Origin of the sequence: Amycolatopsis sp. CA-126428, from assembly GCF_002904335.1 — a bacterium.
Taxonomy (GTDB): Bacteria; Actinomycetota; Actinomycetes; order Mycobacteriales; family Pseudonocardiaceae; genus Amycolatopsis.
Map to the genome: position 1 here is coordinate 64,693 of NZ_PPHF01000070.1, position 21,912 is coordinate 86,604.

The window sequence follows — 21,912 nt, forward strand, 5'->3', positions numbered from 1 at the left end:
TGATTACCCCGTGCACATAGCGGCAGAGATAGTGGCGCTGGTCGTGACCGTCCTCGTCGTCAGCGCGGTGGCGCGGCGGCTGGACTGGTCCGCCCCGCTGTGCCTGATCGTCGTCGGCGTCGCCGGCTCGTACCTCCCCGGCGTGCCCGAGGTCCACCTCGACCCCGAGGTCGTGCTGGTCGGCCTGCTGCCCCCGCTGCTGTACTCGGCGGCCATCCAGACGTCGCTGGTCGACTTCCGGAAGAACCGCGGGGCGATCGGGCTGATGTCGGTCGGGCTCGTCGTGTTCACCGCGCTCGGCGTCGGCCTGGTCGCCTGGGCGGTGATCCCCGGGCTCCCGCTGGCCGGCGGCATCGCGCTCGGCGCGGTCATCGCGCCGCCGGACGCGGTCGCCGCCAGTGTCGTCGCCCGCCGGGTCGGGATGCCCCGCAAGCTGATCCGGCTCCTGGAGGGCGAGAGCCTCTTCAACGACGCCGCCGCGCTGGTCACCCTCCGCACCGCCATCGCCGCGCTGGCCGGCTCGGTCAGTCTCTGGCAGGTCGGCGCGGACTTCTTCCGCGCGGCCATCGGCGGGGCCGTGGTCGGCCTGGTCGTCGGCTTCGTGGCCGCGTTCATCCGCGCCCGGATGGACGAGCCGGTGCTCGACACCGCGCTGTCGTTCGCCGTGCCGTTCATCGCCTACATCCCGGCCGAGGCGATCCACGGCTCCGGCGTGCTCGCGGTGGTGATCGCCGGGCTCATCCTCGGGCACAAGGCGCCGCAGATCCTGTCGGGTTCGACGCGGCTGGCGTCCCGGCTGAACTGGCAGACCATCCAGTTCCTGCTGGAGAACCTGGTCTTCCTGCTGATCGGCCTGCAGCTGCGGCGGATCCTCGCCGAGGTCGGCGACAGCGGGCTGTCGCTGATGACGCTCACCTGGATCTGCGTCGCCGTGCTCGGCGCGACCATCCTCACCCGGGTGCTGTGGATGGCCGGGATCGGCCTGGTGAAGCGCGTCAAACGGCGGCTGCTCCCGAAGAAAGCGCAGCCGAAGATCTGGCCGTGGCGCTACTCCGCCGTCATCGCGTGGGCGGGCATGCGCGGGGTGGTGACGCTCGCGGCGGCGTTCGTGCTGCCCGCGGACACCCCGCAGCGGGCCGTGCTGGTGCTCGCGGCGTTCGTCGTCGTGGCCGGCACCCTGGCCGTGCAGGGCATGACGTTGCCGCCGCTGATCCGGCGGCTGCGGCTGCCGCGGCCGGACCCCGCGGAGGACGCGCTGCAGGAGGCGGCCGTCCTGCACGACATGACCCGGGCCGCGCTGGAGAAGCTGGAGGAGATCCGGCGGCCCGACGACCCGCCGGAGATCATCCAGCGCCTGCGCGACCGCCTGCAGCACCGCGCCGACTCGGCGTGGGAGCAGCTCGGCCGGCAGAGCGCGCTGGCCGAGACCCCGAGCGACGCCTACCGGCGGCTGCGGCTAACGCTGCTGGAGGTGGAGCGCGACCAGTTCCTCAAGGCCCGCGACAGCGGCAGCGCCGACGACGAGGTCCTGCGCCGGGTCCTGGAGCGGCTGGACATCGAGGAGTCCATGCTCGACCGGGACGAGGCCGAGCCCGACATCGAGGGCCGCGAACTGCGCACCCCGGCCGCGACGGCGGGGTCGTGCAAGCACCTGGCCCACGACTGGGCCGACAAGGAGCCCAGCTCGGCCGACAGCTGTGCGGCCTGCCTCGCCGAGGGCACGACGTGGGTGCACCTGCGCATGTGCCTGAAGTGCGGCAACGTCGCTTGCTGCGACTCCTCGCCGCGCCGCCACGCGACCCGGCACTTCCACGAATCCCGCCATCCGGTCATGCGCAGCTTCGAACCGGGCGAGACGTGGCGATGGTGTTTCGTGGACAAGCAACTCGGCTAGCTCCGCCTTCCTCCCCACCGCCGCCGTCAACGGAGGCGCTTCGCGCCGCGGTACCGTCTCCGGCATGAGCACGCCCGAGCAGGAGATCGAGTACCGCCAGCACCGCTTCAGCCCGCCCCCGGGCGCGACGGAGATCTTCCTGGTCCGGCACGGCGAATCGGCCCCCGCCCGCGGCGACGACCCGTTCGAGCTGGTCGACGGCCAAGCCGACCCGGACCTCGCCCCGGAGGGCCGGGACCACGCCCAGCGCGTCGGCGAGCGGCTGGCCGGAGAACGGATCGACGCGATCTACGTGACGACGCTGCGCCGCACGGTGCAGACCGCCGCACCGCTGGCGGAAAAGCTGGGCCTGACCCCGGTCGTCGAGCCGGATCTGCGCGAGATCCACCTGGGCGACTGGGAGAACGGCCTGTTCCGGAAGTACACGGCCGACGGCCACCCGATCGTCGACCGGCTGTGGGCCGAGCAGCGCTGGGACGTGATCCCGGGCGCGGAGTCCGACGAGGCGTTCGGCGCCCGTCTGCGCGGCGCGCTCACCCGCATCGCGGCCGCCCACCCGGACCAGCGCGTCGCGGTGTTCACCCACGGCGGCGTGATCGGCGAGGTGTTCGCCCAGGCCGGCCGCTCGGTCGAGCGGTTCGCGTTCCTCGGTGCCGACAACGGGTCGATTTCGCACCTGGTGCTGCACGGCGACCACTGGATCGTGCGGCGCTTCAACGACACCGCCCACCTGGCTACGCCGCTCGGCTGAGCTTCCCCGCCGCGACGAGCTGGACGGTCACCAGGATCGAGACGGCTTCCGCGGCCAGCAGCCCGATCAGCACGAGCACCTGCGTCAGCCCGGCCTGGATCGGGCCCGCGCCGCCGAGCAGGACGCCGACGTAGGCGCCGGGGAGCGTCACCAGGCCGACCGTGCGGGTCTGGTCGAGCGCCGGGATGAGCGCGTGCCCGGCCGACGGGCGGCAGATCTCCAGCGCGGCCGGGCGCGGCAGGAACCCCAGCGCCAGCGCGGCTTCGTATTCGCCGTGCCGGGCCTTGAGCTCGTCGAGGGCGCGGCGGGCGGCCTGCGACGTCGCGGTCATGGCGCCACCGATCACGATGCCGGCGATCGGCACGACGGCGATCGGCTTCGGCGGGACGACGCCGGCGCCGAGGACCAGCGCGAGCACGGGCACGACGCCGGCGGCGATGGCCAGGGCCGCCCACGGGAGGTTCTTCCAGGTGCCGGCGCGGCGCGCCGACGTCACCGCTGCGATCCCGAACATCAGCAGCACGAAGAGGCCGGTGAGCGGCACCGAGCGCAGGACGGCGGTGATCACGAGCGACACGGCGGCGAGCTGGACGACCGCGCGGGCGGCGGCGATCAGCACCGCGCGCCCGTCGCCGAGGCCGCCGGCCCGGACGACGGCCGCACCGGCGAGGGCGAGCAGGACGAGCACCGCCACCAGGGCGGGGCCGAAGGTGATCGCGGCGTTCACGCCGCCGATCCTGCCGGTCAGACGGCGCAGCTGAAGAGGCGGTCCGGTTCGGTCTCGGTTTTTTCGGCGACGACGACGCCGTCGACGACGATCCGGCACCGCAGCGCGCCGGGCCCGGGATTGCGGGCGGCGAGGCTGTAGAACTCGGTGCGGCCGGCCGGGCCGACCCGGGTGAACCGCGTGGACCACGGCGTCGCGACCTCGGCGTGCTGGGTCAGCACCGACCCCGCGGCGGCGTAGGTGACGTTGCGGGCGCCGTGCGCGCCGAGCAGTTCGTAGACGACGCTGTGGTCGACGGTCCGGACCGCGGCCGGGTCGACGACGGGTGCGCCGGCGGGCTCTTGCTGGCCGGGTCCGCGCGCGGACCGGGGCACGACGTAGGCGGTCACCGCGAAGGCCGCGGCGAGCACCCCCAGGACGACGACGAAGCTGCCGGCCGACCGAGCCCGCCCGGCGCAGTCGCGCCGGGGCCGGGTCGCGGTGGGAACGCCCATGGAGAGGTCTTCTCTCGTCGCGCGCACTTCCGTCGAGTGCGTCGACCTATATCTCGCCGTGACCTGACGGCGTGTTAGCAGCTCTTCGCGGGAAGTTCGATGTTCACCCGGACGGGGGTCTCCCGAGGCGCCGGATTTTGTCGGACCCGAGGGGGATGATCGGGGTGTGTACGAAGAGGCGGCAGCACCGGCGGTGCTGCGTGACGTGGCGAAGTGCGTGTGGCGATCGGCTTCGGAGGGCCCGAAGCGGATCGTCCCGGACGGCTGCGTGGACCTGGTCATCGGCGACGGCGCAGCGTTCGTGGCCGGCCCGGACACGACGGCGTGGTCCTCGGTGACCCGGCCGGACGCGGTGCTGAGCGGAGTCCGCTTCCGCCCGGGCCGCGCGGCCGCGGCCCTGGGCGTGGCGGCGGACGAGCTGGTTGATCGGCGGGTGCCGGTGGGTGAGTTGTGGGGACGGTCGTGGGCGGAGCGGCTGGTGGAGGCGGAGGTGTCGCCGGTCGAGGCGGTGGCCGGCCGGCTCGGGGAGTTGCCGCCGGAGGACTTGGCGGTGGCGGAGCTGATCGCGCGGCTGGAGGCGGGGGTGTCCCGGGTCGGTGAAGCGGCGATGGGGTTGATCGGATCCCGCGAGGCAGCGGCGGCAGGGATGGCCGCACGAGCATCGCCGGAGCACAACTCAAGCCCGCCGGCGAGGACACCCCGCGAGCCGGGGCCGGGGCCGACCACGCCACCCCACTCGCCGTCGCCGGCAGAGAAACGTCACCCACCGTCTTTGCCCCCACGGTCGGCCGGGTCGAGCACCGAAACCGGCCTGAGCCGGGCGGCGGCCGTCGTCGCGTGGGCCGAAGATCCCGTCTTGTCCGCCGCGGTGAGCGAGCGGCGGCTGCGGCGGCGGTTCGTCCAAGCCGTCGGGTACGGGCCGGCCACCTACCTCCGGGTCAGCCGGTTCCAGCGGGCCGTCGCGCTGGCTCCGCACGTCCGGGGACTGGCCGCGCTGGCGGCCGCCGCGGGGTATGCCGATCAAGCGCACCTCAGCCGGGACTGCCGGGCCCTGACCGGGCTCACGCCGCGCCGCTACTTCGGTGGATCCTCCACTGTGGACGTTGCGGTGCGTGATCGACTCCGTTCGGCGTAACTCCCGCGGTCAACCGGAAGTGGCCGTTCACCCAAAAAGGTAAGCGGACGGTAAACGACTACCAAGAGCGCTATCCTCCCCTCGACGAGTGATCAGGGAGGGCGTGTGGCCACCATCAGCGACGTCGCGGCAAGGGCCGGCGTCTCCACGGCGACCGTGTCGCGCGCGCTCAACGGAAAGTCCACTGTGGACCCCACCCTCGCCGCCCGCGTCCAGGAAGCGGCCGCTGAGCTCGGATATCACCCGAACGGGTTGGCCCGGAACCTCCGCCGTCAGGAGACCGCGGTGCTCGCGCTGATCATCTCCGACGTCGAAAACCCGTTCTTCACCGCCATCGCCCGGGGCGTCGAGGACCTCGCGCAGCGGTCCGGGTATTCGGTGGTGCTGTGTAATTCCGATGAAAACGAGGACAAGGAGCGGCGCTACATCGAGGTCGCGCTGCAGGAGCGGGTCGCCGGCGTGGTGCTGTCACCCACCGGCCGGTCGACGAACGTCGAGGGGCTCCGCCGCCAGGGCACGCCGCTGGTGGCGGTGGACCGGCCGTTGCAGGCCGCGGAGGGCGACCAAGTGCTGGTCGACACCCGCCACGCGGCCGCCGAAGCCACCCGGCACCTGCTCGCCGGCGGCTACCGGCGCGTCGGCTGCCTGACCGGCCCGCCGGGGGTCCGCACGGCCGAAGACCGCCTGGCGGGGTACGCCGAGGTCGTGGGCGAAGAGAACGTCCTGTTCCGCCGCGGCGAATACCGCGCGGAGGGCGCCCGGCTGGCGACGCAGGACCTCCTCGACGAGCCATCGCCGCCGGACGCGCTGCTCGTCGCGAACAGCACGATGGCGATCGGCGTGCTGGAGGCCCTCTCGGCTCGCGGCCTGCGCCCGGGCAGCGACGTGGGCATCGTGTCCTTCGACGACGCACCATGGACAACTTTGGTCGACCCACCCCTGACGGTGGTCGCCCAGCCGGCGTACGAAGTCGGCCGCGTGGCGGCACAGCTCCTCCTGGCCCGCATCACGGACAGCAGCCGCGACGCGACGACGACCACCCTCGAAGCCCGGCTGATCGTCCGGAAAAGCTCCCGCCGCTGACGCCGACGGACGCGGCCGCCGCGCCGATTCGCGCGGCCGCCGCGCCGAGTCGCGCACCTGGAGGGTCGGCCCACGTACCGGAAGGGTCGGCTGGCGCACCCGGAAGGTCGGCCGCGCACCCAGGAGGTCGGCTCGCGCACCGGAAGGGTCGGCTGGCGCGCCTGGAGGGTCGGCTCGCGTACCCAGAGGGTCGGGCGGAGCAGCCCCGAAGCTCGGGGGCGAGCGACGTGCCTGGGGGGCCGGCTCGTGCCGGGCCCCCCAGGCACGCCCCACCCCCTGTGTCCCCCATCACCGGCGCCGGAACGCCGGGTCCTGTGAGCACGGAGCGGAAATCGTTTACTCATCCCGGAACGTAGGTCCGCCGGCACCCGGTGTCAAGCCGGGGCGGGGCTGGACAACCGCCGCCGTTCCGGGGAAACTGACCGGAAGTTGCCTACTCAACGTGTTGGACAATGTGCCCTGAGTGTCGATCTCTGGTGAATTCACCCACAGACAGGGCAAGAAACCGCACGAACCCGCACACCCGCGCTGTTTCGGGTTAACCTGAGCCACATGTCTGTAGCGCTGGAGAACATCCTCGCCAAGGCGGGCCTGAAGGTCGACGCGAACGAGTTCCTCACTCTCGTCGAAGACGCGGCGCGCAGACTGTCCCCACCGAATCCGGATCCGTCGCACTACTTCTCGGCCGATCAACGCGCCGCGCTCACCGACGTCGGGCTGGACCTCTCACCGAGGCGGGAGGACGAACCCGACTTCAGGGCGCGCACCGTCGCCGCCCACGCCGTGCTCGCCGAAGGCGCCCTCAGCGTCAACGAGGCGGCCAAGGCCCTCGGTGTCGACGACAGCCGGATCCGGCACCGCCTCAAGGAAGGGCGGCTGACCGGCTGGAAGGACGGCGGGTGGCGGCTCCCCGCGTGGCAGTTCGCCGGCTCGGGCGTGCTGCCCGGCCTCGAAGTCGTCCTCAAAGCCCTGCCCGACGACCAGCCCGCGCTCGTCGTCGCCGCCTTCATGAGCACTCCGCAGGCCGATCTGGTGATCAACGACCAGCCCGCGACCCCGCGCCAATGGCTCCTCTCCGGTGGTGACCCGGACCACGTCGCCCGCCTCATCGCCACGCTCGGCACGCCGCTCTAGGCTGGACCCTCCCGAGCAAGATCACCGACAAGGACGGACCACCCCCGACCCATGGCCCGGCTCCCGCTGCCGCCCGCCCGATCCGTCCTGGTCCGGCAGCTGAACCGCGCCGACGACGTCGTGTCGGTCCAGCCCGCGACCAGGCTCGTACGGATCTTCACCGCGCACGGCAACCACCCCCAGCAGTGGAACTCGTTCCGCTACACCGGCCCGCTCCCGCACGGCCGCTTCGACCAGCAGCCGCCCGGCCGTGGCGGCGCACCGGTCACCGACAACGCCAACGGCGTCCTCTACTTCGGCCTCACCGTGCGCACGTCGGTCGCCGAGGTCTTCCAGACCAGCTCGACGGTCGACCGCCGCACCCGCGGTCCCCGGCTGGTCGTCGTCCGCCCGACACGCACCCTGCGCCTGCTCGACCTCACCGGCCTCTGGCCGACGCGGGTCGGCGCGTCGCAGGAGATTTCCAGCGGGCCGAAGAAGCTGACGCAGGCGTGGGCCCGCGCGATCCGCGGCGCGTTCAGCGATCTCGACGGTCTCTGGTACCGCTCGTCGATGGACTCCGGCGACCCCGCGATCTGCCTGTGGGACCCGCCGGCGGGCGCCGCGCTCCCGATCGCGCCGGACGTGCTGCTGCCGCTGGACCACCCGGGCCTGGACGTCCCGCTGGGCCGGGTCTGCGAAGAGCTGAACTACACGCTGCTCAACTGAGCCCTGCCGATGTTCGCAGGCCCGGGCAGGGGTCACAGGTGCCGCGACCACCACTCGAGGACCGCCTCGAAACGCTGGACACGGTGCCGCGGCCGGCCGGAGCGGCTCAGCTCGTGGCCTTCGCCGGGGAACACCAGCATCTCCGCCGGCGCGCCCGCCCGGCGCAGCGCCACGAACATCCGCTCCGCCTGCTCCAGCGGGCAGCGCCAGTCCTGCTCCGAATGCACCACCGCGAACGGGATTTCGACCTGCGCCGCGTACGAAAGCGGGGACCGGTCACGCTGCACTTCCGGCGAGGAACCGATGTAGGCGTCGACGAACATGTAGCCGATGTCGGAGCTGCCGACCATCGAGTCCCACGCGTTGACCGCGCGCTCGCTCCACGCCGCCTTGAAGCGGTCGCCGTGGTGGGCGGCCAGCCAGCTCGTCATGAACCCGCCGTACGAGCCGCCCATGATGCCGACGCGGGTGGCGTCCAGGTCCGGGCGTTCGAGGGCCTTGTCGAGCAGCGCCAGGACGTCGTCGACGTCGACCGTGCCGAAGCCGTGCGTGATCGCGTGGCCGTGCGCCTGCCCGTAACCCGCCGATCCGCGCGGGTTGCCGACCACGACCGCGTAGCCCGCCGACGCGTACACCTGTGCCTCGTCGAACACCGCCCACTCCTGCTGGGTGAACGGGCCGCCGTGCACCACGCGCAGCACCGGGTGCGGGCCGTCGCCGTCGGGCAGCACCAGCCAGCCGTGCACCGGGTAGCCGTCCGGGGCGGTGGTCTCCAGCTCGATCATCGGCCGGATGCCCTTGTCCCGCAACGGCTTCGAGTAGTCCGTCAGCACCCGTGGGTCGCCGTCGCCGAGCAGGACGACCTCACCGGCGGTCGACGGCGTGGCGATCACCGCCGCCAGCACCGAGCCGTCCAGCGTGAACGACCGGACCGCGGCCTGGTCCGCGTAGACCACCGCGAGGTCGGCCAGCGGGGCCTCGGCCGCGTCGACGCCGACCGCGCGCAGTTCCACCGCGCCGCGGTGACGGACGGCCACCAGCACGTCGTCCCCGCGCGGGACCGGCGGGCCCGCCGTGGTTTCGCAGTCGACCGTCTCGGCGTCGGTGAGCCGCCGGGCCTTCACCGGGCCCGCGCCGAATTCGGGCGTCGCCGCGTAGAGCCCGGTGGGCGCGGCTTCGTGGTGCTCTTCGAACGACTGTCCGAAGTAGAACAACGTGCCGTCGGCGCCGAACGCCGGCCGCTCCGAGTAGCCCGCGCAGCGCACGACGACCTCGGGCTCGCCACCCTCGGCGGAGATCGCGCAGATGTCGCGCGAGTCGCTCTCGGCCGCACCCCAGTCCGGCGGCGCCGTGAAGACGACGCGCGTGCCGTCCGGCGTCCAGACCGGGTGCGCCGCGTCGAACTCGTTGCCGGTCAGCGGCTCGAGATCGCCGGGTTCGCGGTCCGCCACGGCGTCGACGACGAACAGCCGCTGCATGCGGTCGCGCAAGAACCCGACGTCGTCGATCCGGTAGTCCATCCGCGTGATCCGGCGCGGGGCCTCGGCGGCCGGCTCGGGCGTCTCGCCGTCGGCGTCGGGCGTGCCGTAGCGGCCGGCCTCGGGGACGCGGGCGGTGAACGCGATCCGCCGCGAATCCGGCGCCCACACCGGCTCCCCGGCCCCGAGGGGCAGCGACGTCAGCCGGCGGGCTTCCCCGCCGTCCGACGGCATCACGTGCAGCTGCGGAGCGCCGTCGGCACCCTGGCCCTCCCCCGCGCGGAGGAACGCCACCCAGCGCCCGTCCGGGGAGATGGCCGGGGCGGAGTCGCGCGGACCGTGGGTCCACGCGGCCTCGCCGCCGTCGAGCGACACGCGCCGTACCGCACTGTGCGTGGCGTTCGCCTGGAGATCCGGTCTCTTCACCGCCGTGAGCAGCAGGTTTCCGCGCAGGGCGGGACGGCCGGGGACGACGAGGGCTTCGATGTCGGCAGGGCGCACTTCCCGACCGTACCCGAATTCCTTAGCGGTGCGAACGAGTTCCGTCAGTTGTCACGCGGCGACCTGCTTCCGCTCGTCGCGCCGGGCCTTGGCCAGGCTGGCCACCGTGGTCACCGACAGCACGACGATGATCACGCCGAGGGAGACCCAGTTGTTGATGTCCAGCCAGTCCGGGACGACGTGGTATTCGTGCAGCGCGTGCAGGAACAGCTTCGCCCCGATGAAGGCGAGGATGACCGCCAGGCCGTACGTGAGGTACACGAGCTTCGTCACCAGGCCACCGAGCAGGAAGTACAGCTGGCGCAGGCCCATCAGCGCGAACGCGTTGGCCGTGAAGACGAGGAACGCCTCCTGCGTGATGCCGAAGATGGCCGGGATCGAGTCGACCGCGAACAGCAGGTCGGCCGAGCCGATGGCCACGATCACCAGCAGCATCGGGGTGATCATCCGCTTGCCGTCGATCTTCACCGTGTACTTGTGGCCGTGGTAGTCGTCGGTCACCGGGGCGAACCGGCGGACCTGCCGGGTGACGGCGTTCTCGTGGTACTCCTCGTCCTCGCCCTTGCCGCGCAGCATGCTGATCGCCGTCCAGATCAGGATCGCGCCGAAGAGGAAGAACACCCAGACGAACTGGGCGATCAGCGCGGCCCCGATGGCGATGAACACGCTCCGCATGGCGAGCGCGAGCAGGATGCCGACCAGCAGCACGCGGTGCTGGTGGATGGCGGGCACCTTGAACGAGCCCATGATGATCATGAAGATGAACAGGTTGTCGACGCTCAGCGAGTACTCGGTGATGTACCCGGTGAAGAACTCGACGCCCGGGTCGTGCCCGGCGAAGACCCACACGCCGATGCCGAAGACGATCGCGCACGAGACGTAGAAGATGACCCAGCGAGCCGCTTCCCCCGTGGTCACTTCGTGCGGCTTGCGATCGACGATGACCAGGTCCAGCGCGATCAGCGCGAGCAGGCCACCAATCGTGGCGATCCACAGCCACAGGGGGACAGTCATGGAACTCGAACCTCCGGATAGTGCGCATGAGCAGCTAACCGGAGGTCTCTCCCGCCGGTGGAACCACCGGCCGACGGTGCCGGGGGCGCATGGCCACCGTGCTGACGACACCGCCGCGAAGGAATACTCCCCTCACAGCGCGTCCAGTTTGCCGGTCCCCCCCGGTCGAGCGCCAGCCGAGATCGCGCACGTCACCGGGTTGGTCGTGTAATTCCGGTCACTTCGGTCCACCAGGTGGTCCGCGACCGTGTGATCAACGTGAGTCGGTGAGGGCACTCTCAGGAAACTTCACATACGGTCACGTCGTGCCCCGACTCCCGCTCCCGCGCACCCGCCGAGCCCGTCTCACGGCGATCGGCGCCGTCGTGGTGGTGCTCGCCGCCGCGACCGTCCTCTGGGCGACGCGCGACACGGCGCCACCCGCCGTGCCCACCCAGGACGCGCTGCTCGACCTGCCCGCCGCGCCCGGCTCGGCCGAGCAGGTCAAGATCGACACGACCACCTACCTCCCCGCGACCGTGCCCGCCCCGGCGGTGCTGCTCGCGCACGGCTTCGGCGGCGACAAGAACAGCGTCGCCGACGACGCCCGTGAGCTCGCGCGGAAGGGCTTCGTCGTGATGACGTGGTCCGCGCGCGGGTTCGGCAAGAGCACCGGCAAGATCGGGCTCAACGCCCCGGACGGCGAGGTCGCCGACGCGAGCCGCCTGATCGACCGGCTCGTCGCGCAGCACCAGGTGACGCTCGACGCCCAGGGCGACCCGAAGATCGCCGTCACCGGGGCCTCCTACGGCGGCGCGCTGTCGCTGCTGCTGGCCGGCACGGACAAGCGCGTCGACGCGATCGCCCCGGTGATCACCTACAACGACCTCGCCCAGGGCCTGGTCCCGAACGCGGCGACTCCCGCGGCCACGGCCCCGGGCACCCCGTCCGCCGGCGCCTTCGCCACCGACGGCGTCTTCAAGAAGAGCTGGGCCGGCATCTTCTTCTCGGCCGGCTCGGGCGCCGCGGCGAGCGGCTCGCCGTCCGCCGAAGCGCCGGAAGCCGGGCAGGAGACCGACGCCGGGTCGACCGGCGCCGCCGGGACCGCCGCCGCGGGGGCCGCGCTGCCCGCCGGGCCGCCGGGCGCGGGCGGGCCGCGGAGTGCGCCGGCCGACCCGTGTGGCCGGTTCACCGCGGCGGTCTGCCGCGCCTACACCGAACTCGGCACCACCGGGCAGGCGAGCCAGGCGAGCGTGGACCTGCTGCGCCGCGTCTCCCCCGCGTCCGTGACGAGCAAGATCACCGTGCCGACGCTGCTGGTGCAGGGCGAGAGCGACACGCTGTTCGGGCTCGACCAGTCCGACGCGACCGCCCGGCAGATCACCGCGGCGGGCGGCCAGGTCAAGACCATCTGGTACACCGGCGGCCACGACGGCGGCAAGCCCGGCCCGCAGCTGCGCGCCAAGATCGGCGACTTCCTGAAGACGGCGCTGGACGGCGGCGACCCGGGCACCGGGTTCAGCTACGACGTCCAGGGCACGTTGCGCGCCAACGGGACGCCGTCGGTCCGCACGGTCAACGCGGCCGCCTACCCCGGGCTGACCGGACCGGCCACCGAGCGGCGGCTGCTGGCGCTGGCCGGGCCCGCGCAGCCGGTGGTGCGCCCGGCCGGGGCGAACCCGTCGGCGGTCAGCGGGATCCCCGGGCTCAACGGCATCGCGAGCAGCACGTCCCGGCTCGGCGCGCTGTTCAGCAACGACCCGCCCGGCCAGGCGGCGCAGTTCGCCACCGCCGCGTTCGACGGCCAGGTCGTCATCAGCGGGTCGTCCACCGTGCGGCTGCAGGTCGCCGCGGATCCGGCGCACCCGCAGCCGGACGCGGTGCTGTTCGCGAAGCTCTACGACGTCGGACCGGACGGCTCGCGTGTGCTGCCGGCCAACGCGATCGCCCCGTTCCGGGTGAGCGGGCTGCCCGCCGACGGCACCCCGGTCGACGTCACGGTGACGCTGCCCGGCATCGTCCGGCCGATCGAGGGCGGGCACTCGCTGCGGCTGGTCGTCGGCACCACCGACCAGGCGTTCGCCGCGCCGGCCGCGCCTGCCGTGTTCCGTGTCGGGCTCGCCGGCGGTACCGCGCTGGCGGTGCCGATCGTGCCCGGGACGTCGGTCGGCTCACCGGCCCCGGTCGGGCAGCTGGTCGGCATCGGCGTGACGCTGGCGCTCGGCCTCGCCGTGGCGCTCTTCGCGGCCCTGCGCCGCCGCCGGGCGACCGACGCCGACCCCGGGCTGGCCGCCACCCCGCTGGTCATCGAGGGGCTGCGCAAGGAGTACCCGGGCGGGTTCGTCGCCGTGAAGGACCTCTCCTTCCGCGTCGAGCCGGGCCAGGTGCTGGGCCTGCTCGGCCCGAACGGCGCCGGCAAGACGACCACGCTGCGGATGCTGATGGGCCTGATCACGCCGACCGCGGGCAGCATCCGCGTGTTCGGCCACAAGATCACCCCGGGCGCGCCGGTGCTCTCGCGCATCGGCTCGTTCGTCGAAGGGTCCGGCTTCCTGCCGCACCTGTCCGGGCGGGCGAACCTCGAGCTGTACTGGGCTTCGACCGGACGCCCCGCGGAAAAGGCGCACTTCGCGGAAGCGCTGGAGATCGCCGGCCTCGGCTCGGCCGTCGAACGGCGGGTGCGGACCTACAGCCAGGGCATGCGGCAGCGGCTGGCGATCGCGCAGGCGATGCTCGGCCTGCCGGAGCTGATGGTGCTCGACGAGCCGACCAACGGGCTCGACCCGCCCCAGATCCACCAGATGCGCGAGGTGCTGCAGCGGTACGCCGCGACCGGCCGCACCGTGGTGGTGTCCAGCCACCTGCTGGCCGAGGTCGAGCAGACCTGCACGCACGTCGTGGTCATGCACCGCGGCTCGCTCGTCGCTTCGGGCGAGGTCGGCGAGCTGGCCGCGGCCGGCGGCGAGGCGACGTTCCGGGTCGACGACCCGGCCGCGGCCGCGGCGGCGCTCAAGGCGCTCAGCGGGGTCACCGACGTCGACGTCGAGGGCGAGCTCGTGCACGCGAACCTCGGCGAACTGCCGCGGGCCGAAGGCGTGGCCGCGCTGGTGCGCGCTGGCATCGCGGTGGAGCAGGCCGGGCCCCGGCGCCGGCTGGAAGACGCGTTCCTGCAACTGGTCGGAGATGAGTCGTGAGCGAGGGTGTGCACACCGATCCGCACGCGCTGGACGAGCTGAGCGACCTCGCGTCGCAGGAGCACGCGGGCGTCGGGCCGGACGGCGCGGTCGAGGGCTACTCGGCGCGGCGGACGCTGCGGCTCGGCGTCGAGCTGCGGCGCCAGCTCAAGCGGCGGCGCACGCAGTTCCTGCTCGGGTTCGTCGCGCTCCTGCCGTTCATCCTGGTGATCGCGTTCCAGCTCGGGCAGTCGAGCCCGAACCGGCGCAGCGGCGGCTTCGTCGACCTGGCCACGGCGTCCGCGCCGAACTTCGTCGTGCTGGCGCTGTTCGTGTCGGGGACGTTCCTGCTGCCGATGATCGTCGCGCTGTTCTTCGGCGACACCATCGCGAGCGAGGCGTCGTGGTCGAGCCTGAAGTACCTGCTGGCGGTGCCGGTGCCACGGCAGCGGGTGCTGCGGCAGAAGGCGATCGTGTCCGGGCTGCTGTCGGCGTTCGCGCTCGTGCTGCTGCCGTTGGTGTCGCTCGGCGTCGGGGTGCTCTGGTACGGCGCGGGCGACGCGATCAGCCCGACGGGTGACGCGGTGTCCTTCGGCGACAGCCTGCTCGCCATCGGGCTGTCCACTGTGTACATCATCCTGCAGCTGGCCTGGGTGGCCGGGCTCGCGCTGGCGCTGAGCGTGTCGACCGACGCCCCGCTCGGCGCGGTCGGCGGCGCGGTGCTGGTGGCGATCCTGTCGCAGATCCTCGACCAGATCACCGCGCTGGAGGGCCTCCGCAACTACCTGCCGACGCACTACGCGTTCTCCTGGATGGACCTGATCTCGACCGACGTCGACTGGACCAACCTGGCGAGCGGCATGCTGTCGGCGGCGATCTACGGCACGGTGTTCTTCCTGTTCGCCGGGCGGCGGTTCGCTCGAAAAGACATCACCAGCTGACACCCGCGGGCGGCGTACGGCGCGGTGCTGCCCAGCCCGCTCGGCCGCGGCGTCGGCGAGTTCATGCTGCTCGCCTTCGCCGGCCGCCGGACCGGGCGGCACTACCGCGTGCCGGTCACCGCGCACCGCGACGCCGAAGGCCTGTGTGCGCTGACGCCCGCGGGCTGGCGGCTCAACTTCCGCGGCGGCGCGGACGCCGACGTGACGTTCGCCGGCCGGACGACGCCGATGCGCGGCGTGCTCGTCGAGGACGAAGCCGAGGTGGCGCGGACCTACCTGGACCGCATGACCGAGCTGGGCATGCGCCGCGCCGCCCGCATGATCGGGCTGAAGTTCCCCCTCGGCCGGCTGCCGGCCCTCGACGAGGTCGCCGAGCTGGTGCGCCGGGAGCACTTCGGCGTCGTCCGGTTGAGCGTCAGGACCTGACCGGCCCGCCGGGCCGCGGTACGGTCGGGCCGTGCCGATCAGCCTGGACAGCCACCGCGACGTCGCCGTGCTCCGGATCGACCACGGCGGCGGCAACACCCTCGACACGGACTCGTGCCGGGCGCTGGTGCGGCGGCTCGAGGAGGCCGAAGAGGCCCGTGCCGTGGTGCTCACCGGGACCGGCCGCGTCTTCTGCGCGGGCGTCGACCTCAAGCGGCTCGACGAAGGCGGCGCGCCGTACGTGGCGGAGTTCCTGCCGCTGCTGTCCGACGCGCTGCTCGCGGTGTTCGGCAGCCCGCGCCCGGTGGTCGCCGCGCTGAACGGGCACGCCATCGCCGGGGGCGCGGTGCTCGCCGCGGCCTGCGACCACCGGGTGCTGGGCGCCGGCAAGATCGGCGTGACCGAGCTGCTCGTCGGGCTGCCGTTCCCGTTGGCCGCGCTGGAGATCCTGCGCTGCACCTACGGGACCACCCGGCTGCCGGCGCTCACCTACACGGGTGAAACCTGGGACGGCGAGGAGGCCCTGGCCCGCGGGCTGGCCGACGAGCCGGCGCCACCGGACGAGGTGCTCGAGCGGGCGGTCGCCGTCGCGGCCCGGCTCGGCGACCTGCCCGCCGAATCGTTCGCGCACACCAAAGCCCAGATCCGGCAGCCGTTCCACGAGCGGATCGCCGAATACCGCCACTCGGACGACCCGCGGGTGCAGCGGCTGTGGCAGTCCGCCGAGGCGCTCGCCGCCGTCAAGTCCTATGTGGACCGCGTGCTCCGCTAGCCGGCGTGCACACCGGTCTCGGCGAGCGCCTTGATGCCCTCGACGGTCTTCTGCATGTTGTCCCGCAGCTCGCCGAGCCGCATCGCGACGATCTCGTCTTCGTGCTCGGGCATCGAGCCGATGATCCTCGTGAGGTTGGACGGGCCGGGGCCGATCTGCGCCCACTGGCGCAGGACGGTGCCGTCGCCGTCCGGGACGAGCTCGAAGCGCCACGACGCGGCCGGGTTCGTCACGTCCATCACGGCCCACGCGAACAGCCGCGCGGGCTCGTAGCCGGTGACGGTCGAGACGGTCTCCCACTCGCCGGCGACCGGGTGGGAGTTGCGGCCGCGGAACCGCGCGCCGAGGCCGGGCTCGGTGCCCTCGACCCAGCCCCCGCCCTGGAACTCGGTGGAGAACCGGGCCGGCAGGTCGACGTCCAGCAACCAGGACCAGACCTCGGCCGGCGGCGCGGCGACGCGGACCTCGACCTCGGTCGTCGGGCAGTCGGAAACCTTCATGGCGGACCCCTCGCTCGATGACGGTGCCTACGGATCCGGACCGTAACGCGGCCCGGATCGCGCGGACAACTCGCAGGATGCCCACGGCGGCGCACGCCTACGGACGCGGCGCCACCCCTCGAAAGTCGGATCCTGACCGATTATGCGCCCGGACAGCCGATTGCCGACCGGCGCCGGTTCTGTGAGGGTCCCACCGAGGGTTCCGGCCGGGGTTCGGCCGGGGTTCGGTGAGCCGGGAGGGTGCTCGATGCGCAGACTTTTCACCGCGGGTGCGGTTTTGCTCGCGCTGGCCGGCTTGGCGCCGGCGGCCGCGGCGGCGCCCGACATCAAGGCGGAGTTGCAGCGGATCCCGGGGCTGACGATCGTCTCCGAGGACGCGGCGCCGGCCGGGTTCCGGTTCTTCAAGCTGACCTACACCCAGCCCGCCGACCACCGGCACCCCGGCGCGGGCACGTTCGAGCAGCGGTTCACCCTGCTGCACCGCGACTTCGCCGCCCCGACGGTCGCCTTCACGAGCGGCTACAACGTCAGCGGCTCGCCGAACCGCTCGGAACCGACGCAGATCGTCGACGGCAACCAGCTGTCGATGGAGTACCGCTACTTCACGCCGTCGCGGCCGGAGCCGGAGAACTGGGCGAAGCAGCTGACGATCTGGCAGGCGGCGGCGGACGAGCACCGCGCGGTGCAGGCGTTCAAGGCGGTCTACCCGGGCAAGTGGCTGGCCACCGGCGGCAGCAAGGGCGGCATGACCGCGACGTACTTCCGGCGCTTCTTCCCCGACGACGTCGACGCGACGATCCCGTACGTCGCGCCCAACGACGTCATCGACCCGATCGACGTCTACAACCGGTTCCTTTCCCGCGTGGGCGACGATCCGGCGTGCCGTGACGCCCTGAAAGCGATCCAGCGCGACGCGCTGAAGCGGCGTGACGAGCTGGGGGCGATCGCCGCGGCGGACGCGGCGCAGCGCGGGCTGACGTTCTCGATCGTCGGATCGGCCGACAAGTCCCTCGAGATCTCGGTGATCGACTCGTACTTCGCGTTCTGGCAGTACCAGAAGCAGGCGGACTGCGCGACGGTGCCACGGCCGGGCGCGCCCGCGGCGGACGTCTACGCCTGGTACGAGAAGGTGGAGAGCCTCAACACCTACTCCGACCAGGACCTGGCGCCGTACATCCCGTACTACTACCAGGCGGCGGTGCAGCTGGGCTCGCCCGAGGCGTACGACGGCTACCTCCGCGACCTGCTGCGCTACCCCGGCGCCGACCAGCCGAAGACGTTCGTGCCGGCGTCGATCCGCCTGCCGCGCTTCGACTACCTGGCGATGCCCGACATCGACTTCTGGGTGAAGTCCCGCGGCACCCGCCTGCTGTTCGTCTACGGCTCGAACGACCCGTGGGGCGCGGAGCCGTTCGAGCTGGGCTTCGGCAGCCGCGATTCGTACCGGTACTACGTGCAGGGCGGCAACCACGGGTCGAAGATCGCCCAGCTGGCCCCGGCCGACGCGGCGGCAGCCACGGCGACGGTCCGCCGCTGGGCCGGCCTGCCGCCGGTTTCGTCGTTGGCCGCCCGCTCCGCTCCGGCCGGGTTCCCGGACTTCGACGTGGACCTGACGCCGCGGACGCGGCTGTAACTTTCCTCAGGCCGGGCGTACTCTCACCACACCTGACAGCCCGGCCTGAGGAGGCGCGCATGCCTCGTCCCGTCCACTTCGAGATCCACGCGGGCGACCCCGAACGCGCGGTGGCGTTCTACACGGCGGTGTTCGGCTGGAAGTTCGAGCGCTGGGGCGACGTCCCCTATTGGATGATCACGACCGGCGAAGGCAACGGAATCGACGGCGGGCTCCTCCCCCGCCAGGGCCCGGCACCGGAGGCCTCGGCCCCGATCCACGGATTCGTCAACACGATCGACGTGGCGAACCTGGACGAGGCACTGGGCGACGTCAACCGGGCGGGCGGAACGCTGGCCCTGCCCAAGAACCCGGTGCCGGGCGTGGGCTGGCTGGCGTACTGCAAGGACACCGAGGGCAACGTCTTCGGCATGCTCCAAGCGGACGAGAACGCGCCCGCCCCGGAGTGAATCAGGGCCGTTTGGCCTTGGGCAACCGCGCGACGACCCGCTCGTAGGAAGCATCGACGAGTTCCTCGAGCTCGGCGCCGGGCACCCCGGCGCCGAGCTGCACGCGGTTCCAGCCGTAGCGGCCGAGGTAGTCCATGACGCTGACGACCCCGGGATACCGCGCCCGCACCTCGGCGGCCTCATCCCGGGTGGCCCCACACTTGACGGCAACGCTCCCAGGCGGCTCTTGGCCGATGAAGGCGAAGCCCTTGCCGCCTACCTTGGCGACGAGCACGTGATCGCCGAAGGGATAGGTCTCCTCGGCGCCGGGCTTGGCGAGACAGTAGGCGACGACGGCTTCGAGATTCATGGTCCACCCCTGCGAGTTCGAGATCGGTCGGCTCCGGAGAGCTGGGACGGTGGCCGGCGGAGGAAAGCAGCGGAAGGCGGCGGTGGCGGCGGACCGGGCCTGGTCGACGGGGACGCCAGGCCGGGTGGGGCGGGCCCGGGATCAAGGCCAGGGCGGACCGGGATTCCAGGCCAGGCCGGACCGAGCCGGGCCGAGTGGGCCGGGGCCGGGCGGGAGCATCCAATCCGAGCAGGGGCGGGAATCCAGGGCAGGCCGAGCCGGACCGAGCGGGGCGGGGCGAACCGAGCCGAGCGGGCCGGGGCGGGGATCTGGGCCGCGCGCGGGGCGGGGCCGGGCATCCGAGCCGAGCCGGGCCGGGGTCGGGCCGAGCCGGGGTCGGGTCGGGGATCCAATCGGAGTGAGCGGAGCGGGGCCGGATTCACCCGGCCACCTCTCCAGCTCCGGCCTCGGCAAGCCCTCCTGCCCTCGGCTCCTCCTGCCCCGGCCCCCTGGCCACCCGGCTCCTCCTGCCCCCGCGCCCCCTCCTAGCCTCGGCCCCTCCTGCCCCCGGCGGCCCCGCCCGGGCAGCCTCCGCCCGCTACTTGATGCCGGCCGCGTCCATGCCCCTCAGCTCCTTCTTCAAATCCGAGATCTCGTCCCGCAAGCGAGCCGCCAGTTCGAACTGGAGGTCTCGCGCCGCCTGCATCATCTGGTCGGTCATCTGCTGGATCAGGTCCGCCAGCTGGGCGCGCGGCATCGCCGAAACGTTCTTGTCGACCAGCATTCCCGAGCTCCGCACCCGGTCGCCCTGCTCGGGCTTCTTGCCGCGGGAGGAGTTGCGGCCCGAGCCGCCCACCGAGACCTGCTCGGTGTCCTCGGCTTCGCTGTACACCCGGTCGAGGATGTCCGCGATCTTCTTCCGCAGCGGCTGCGGGTCGACGCCGCGCTCCTCGTTGTAGGCGACCTGCTTCTCGCGGCGGCGGTCCGTCTCGTCGATCGCGTGGCGCATCGAGTCGGTGATCTTGTCCGCGTACATGTGGACCTCGCCCGACACGTTGCGCGCCGCGCGGCCGATCGTCTGGATCAGCGAAGTCCCGCTGCGGAGGAAGCCCTCCTTGTCCGCGTCGAGGATCGCCACCAGCGACACCTCCGGCAGGTCGAGACCCTCGCGCAGCAGGTTGATGCCGACCAGCACGTCGAAGTCGCCCGCCCGCAACTGCCGCAGCAGCTCGACGCGGCGCAGCGTGTCGACCTCCGAGTGCAGGTAGCGCACCCGGATGCCCAGCTCCAGCAGGTAGTCGGTGAGGTCCTCGGACATCTTCTTCGTCAGCGTGGTGACCAGGACGCGCTCGTCCTTCTCCGCCCGCTCGCGGATCTCGTGCACCAGGTCGTCGATCTGGCCCTCGGTCGGCTTCACGACGACCTTCGGGTCGACCAGGCCGGTCGGCCGGATCACCTGCTCGACGAACTCGCCGCCCGCCTGGCCCATCTCGTACGGGCCCGGCGTCGCCGACAGGTACACCGTCTGGCCGATCCGGTCGGAGAACTCCTCCCAGGTCAGCGGCCGGTTGTCGACCGCGCTCGGCAGCCGGAAGCCGTACTCGACCAGGTTGCGCTTCCGGGACATGTCGCCTTCGTACATGCCGCCGATCTGCGGGACCGTCTGGTGCGACTCGTCGATCACCAGCAGGAAGTCGTCCGGGAAGTAGTCGATCAGCGTCGCCGGCGCCGTGCCCGCGCCGCGGCCGTCGATGTGCCGCGAGTAGTTCTCGATGCCGGAGCAGAACCCGACCTGGCGCATCATCTCGATGTCGTAGGCCGTGCGCATCCGCAGCCGCTGCGCCTCCAGGAGCTTGCCCTGCCGCTCCAGCTCGGCGAGCCGCTCCTCGAGCTCCTTCTCGATCCCCTGGATCGCCTTTTCCATCCGCTCCGGGCCGGCGACGTAGTGCGTCGCCGGGAAGATCCGGACCTCGTCGACCTCCTTGACGATGTCGCCGGTCAGCGGGTGCAGGTAGTACAGCTTCTCGACCTCGTCGCCGAAGAACTCGACGCGGATCGCGAGCTCCTCGTACGCCGGGATGATCTCGACCGTGTCACCCCGCGCGCGGAACGTGCCGCGCGCGAAGGCGATGTCGTTGCGCGTGTACTGGATGTCGACCAGCGCCCGCAGGAAGACGTCCCGGTCGAGCTGCATGCCGACGGCGAGCTTCGAGGACCGGTCCAGGTACGACTGCGGCGTGCCCAGGCCGTAGATGCAGGACACACTGGCGACCACGATGACGTCCCGCCGCGACAGCAGGTTCATCGTCGCCGAGTGGCGCAGCCGCTCGACGTCGTCGTTGATCGACGAGTCCTTCTCGATGTAGGTGTCCGTCTGCGCGATGTACGCCTCGGGCTGGTAGTAGTCGTAGTAGCTGACGAAGTACTCGACAGCGTTGTTCGGGAACAGCTCACGCAGCTCGTTCGCCAGCTGCGCGGCCAGGGTCTTGTTGGGCGCCATCACCAGCGTCGGCCGCTGGACGCGCTCGATCAGCCACGCCGTCGTCGCCGACTTGCCGGTGCCGGTGGCGCCGAGGAGCACGACGTCCTTCTCGCCCGCCTTGATCCGGCGTTCGAGCTCGTCGATGGCCGCCGGCTGGTCACCGGCGGGCTGGTAGTCACTGACCACCTCGAACCGGCCGCCGGTCCGCGGGATCTCCGAGACGGGCCGGAAGTCGGACTGGGCGAGCACGGGGTGTTCGGTTGCGAAAGCCACGTGGACCAGAGTAGGCCGCCCCACCGACAATTTCCGT

At 72.3% G+C, this 21,912-nt stretch carries 19 protein-coding genes; 12 read left to right on the top strand and 7 right to left on the bottom strand.

Annotated elements, in window-relative coordinates:
* The first annotated feature begins 10 nt into the window (after positions 1 to 10).
* Positions 11 to 1,894 (top strand): Na+/H+ antiporter, encoded by a 1,884-nt coding sequence (locus tag C2L58_RS17770; RefSeq protein WP_233225778.1) that lies wholly within the window; start codon positions 11 to 13, stop codon positions 1,892 to 1,894.
* 64 nt (positions 1,895 to 1,958) lie between these two features.
* Complete coding sequence (locus C2L58_RS17775) at positions 1,959 to 2,645, top strand: histidine phosphatase family protein (protein WP_103338701.1); 687 nt, start codon at positions 1,959 to 1,961, stop codon at positions 2,643 to 2,645.
* On the opposite strand, the gene C2L58_RS17780 is transcribed toward C2L58_RS17775, so the two are convergent.
* The gene (locus tag C2L58_RS17780) at positions 2,629 to 3,372 is read right to left on the bottom strand and encodes an ABC transporter permease (RefSeq protein WP_103338702.1); all 744 of its coding nucleotides are present in this window, start codon (positions 3,370 to 3,372) and stop codon (positions 2,629 to 2,631) included. The genes C2L58_RS17775 and C2L58_RS17780 overlap by 17 nt on opposite strands.
* Before the next feature lie 17 nt (positions 3,373 to 3,389).
* Positions 3,390 to 3,866 (bottom strand): MmpS family transport accessory protein, encoded by a 477-nt coding sequence (locus C2L58_RS17785; RefSeq protein WP_103338703.1) that lies wholly within the window; start codon positions 3,864 to 3,866, stop codon positions 3,390 to 3,392.
* 217 nt (positions 3,867 to 4,083) lie between these two features.
* Between C2L58_RS17785 and C2L58_RS17790 the strand changes: the two genes are divergently transcribed.
* The 4 genes from C2L58_RS17790 to C2L58_RS17805 all read left to right on the top strand — a co-directional run bounded on the left by C2L58_RS17790 (position 4,084) and on the right by C2L58_RS17805 (position 7,926).
* Positions 4,084 to 5,001, top strand: a complete 918-nt coding sequence (locus tag C2L58_RS17790; protein ID WP_103338785.1) for a helix-turn-helix domain-containing protein — start codon at positions 4,084 to 4,086, stop codon at positions 4,999 to 5,001.
* 105 nt (positions 5,002 to 5,106) lie between these two features.
* Complete coding sequence (locus C2L58_RS17795; protein ID WP_103338704.1) at positions 5,107 to 6,084, top strand: LacI family DNA-binding transcriptional regulator; 978 nt, start codon at positions 5,107 to 5,109, stop codon at positions 6,082 to 6,084.
* A 552-nt stretch (positions 6,085 to 6,636) separates the two neighbouring features.
* On the top strand, positions 6,637 to 7,218 hold the full coding sequence (locus tag C2L58_RS17800) for a DNA-binding protein (protein ID WP_103338705.1): 582 nt from the start codon (positions 6,637 to 6,639) through the stop codon (positions 7,216 to 7,218).
* Positions 7,219 to 7,269: 51 nt separating this feature from the next.
* The gene (locus tag C2L58_RS17805) at positions 7,270 to 7,926 is read left to right on the top strand and encodes an RES family NAD+ phosphorylase (RefSeq protein ID WP_103338706.1); all 657 of its coding nucleotides are present in this window, start codon (positions 7,270 to 7,272) and stop codon (positions 7,924 to 7,926) included.
* Positions 7,927 to 7,958: 32 nt separating this feature from the next.
* On the opposite strand, the gene C2L58_RS17810 is transcribed toward C2L58_RS17805, so the two are convergent.
* Positions 7,959 to 9,905 carry a S9 family peptidase gene (locus C2L58_RS17810; protein WP_103338707.1) on the bottom strand — a complete coding sequence of 649 codons (1,947 nt, stop codon included), beginning with the start codon at positions 9,903 to 9,905 and terminating at the stop codon, positions 7,959 to 7,961.
* A gap of 51 nt (positions 9,906 to 9,956) precedes the next feature.
* Positions 9,957 to 10,919 carry a TerC family protein gene (locus tag C2L58_RS17815; protein WP_103338708.1) on the bottom strand — a complete coding sequence of 321 codons (963 nt, stop codon included), beginning with the start codon at positions 10,917 to 10,919 and terminating at the stop codon, positions 9,957 to 9,959.
* Positions 10,920 to 11,224: 305 nt separating this feature from the next.
* Here C2L58_RS17815 and C2L58_RS17820 point away from each other — a divergent pair, with 305 nt between their 5' ends.
* Genes C2L58_RS17820 through C2L58_RS17835 form a run of 4 tightly spaced genes read left to right on the top strand, consistent with a single transcriptional unit; the run spans position 11,225 to position 16,210 of the window.
* On the top strand, positions 11,225 to 14,092 hold the full coding sequence (locus tag C2L58_RS17820) for an alpha/beta fold hydrolase (RefSeq protein ID WP_103338709.1): 2,868 nt from the start codon (positions 11,225 to 11,227) through the stop codon (positions 14,090 to 14,092).
* Positions 14,089 to 15,012 carry an ABC transporter permease gene (locus tag C2L58_RS17825; protein ID WP_103338710.1) on the top strand — a complete coding sequence of 308 codons (924 nt, stop codon included), beginning with the start codon at positions 14,089 to 14,091 and terminating at the stop codon, positions 15,010 to 15,012. The genes C2L58_RS17820 and C2L58_RS17825 overlap by 4 nt, the downstream gene beginning before the upstream one ends.
* 24 nt (positions 15,013 to 15,036) lie before the next feature.
* A complete protein-coding gene (locus C2L58_RS17830) occupies positions 15,037 to 15,438 on the top strand; it encodes a hypothetical protein (protein WP_103338711.1) in 402 nt (133 codons plus the stop codon).
* A gap of 31 nt (positions 15,439 to 15,469) precedes the next feature.
* Positions 15,470 to 16,210 (top strand): enoyl-CoA hydratase/isomerase family protein, encoded by a 741-nt coding sequence (locus C2L58_RS17835; protein ID WP_103338712.1) that lies wholly within the window; start codon positions 15,470 to 15,472, stop codon positions 16,208 to 16,210.
* Here the strand turns inward: C2L58_RS17835 and C2L58_RS17840 are convergent.
* Positions 16,207 to 16,710 (bottom strand): SRPBCC family protein, encoded by a 504-nt coding sequence (locus C2L58_RS17840; RefSeq protein WP_103338713.1) that lies wholly within the window; start codon positions 16,708 to 16,710, stop codon positions 16,207 to 16,209. The two genes, C2L58_RS17835 and C2L58_RS17840, sit on opposite strands and share 4 nt — an antisense overlap.
* A 247-nt stretch (positions 16,711 to 16,957) precedes the next feature.
* Here C2L58_RS17840 and C2L58_RS17845 point away from each other — a divergent pair, with 247 nt between their 5' ends.
* Together C2L58_RS17845 and C2L58_RS17850 are read left to right on the top strand one after the other, a co-directional pair.
* Positions 16,958 to 18,343: a S28 family serine protease gene (locus tag C2L58_RS17845; RefSeq protein WP_103338714.1), complete on the top strand. Its 1,386-nt coding sequence runs from the start codon at positions 16,958 to 16,960 to the stop codon at positions 18,341 to 18,343.
* 59 nt (positions 18,344 to 18,402) lie between these two features.
* Entirely contained in the window at positions 18,403 to 18,792 is a 390-nt protein-coding gene (locus C2L58_RS17850; protein WP_103338715.1) for a VOC family protein, read from the top strand.
* 1 nt (position 18,793) lies between these two features.
* On the opposite strand, the gene C2L58_RS17855 is transcribed toward C2L58_RS17850, so the two are convergent.
* The gene (locus C2L58_RS17855; RefSeq protein WP_103338716.1) at positions 18,794 to 19,141 is read right to left on the bottom strand and encodes an MmcQ/YjbR family DNA-binding protein; all 348 of its coding nucleotides are present in this window, start codon (positions 19,139 to 19,141) and stop codon (positions 18,794 to 18,796) included.
* Between the two features lie 577 nt (positions 19,142 to 19,718).
* Entirely contained in the window at positions 19,719 to 21,875 is a 2,157-nt protein-coding gene (gene uvrB, locus C2L58_RS17860; RefSeq protein ID WP_233225779.1) for an excinuclease ABC subunit UvrB, read from the bottom strand.
* Between the last annotated feature and the right edge of the window lie 37 nt (positions 21,876 to 21,912).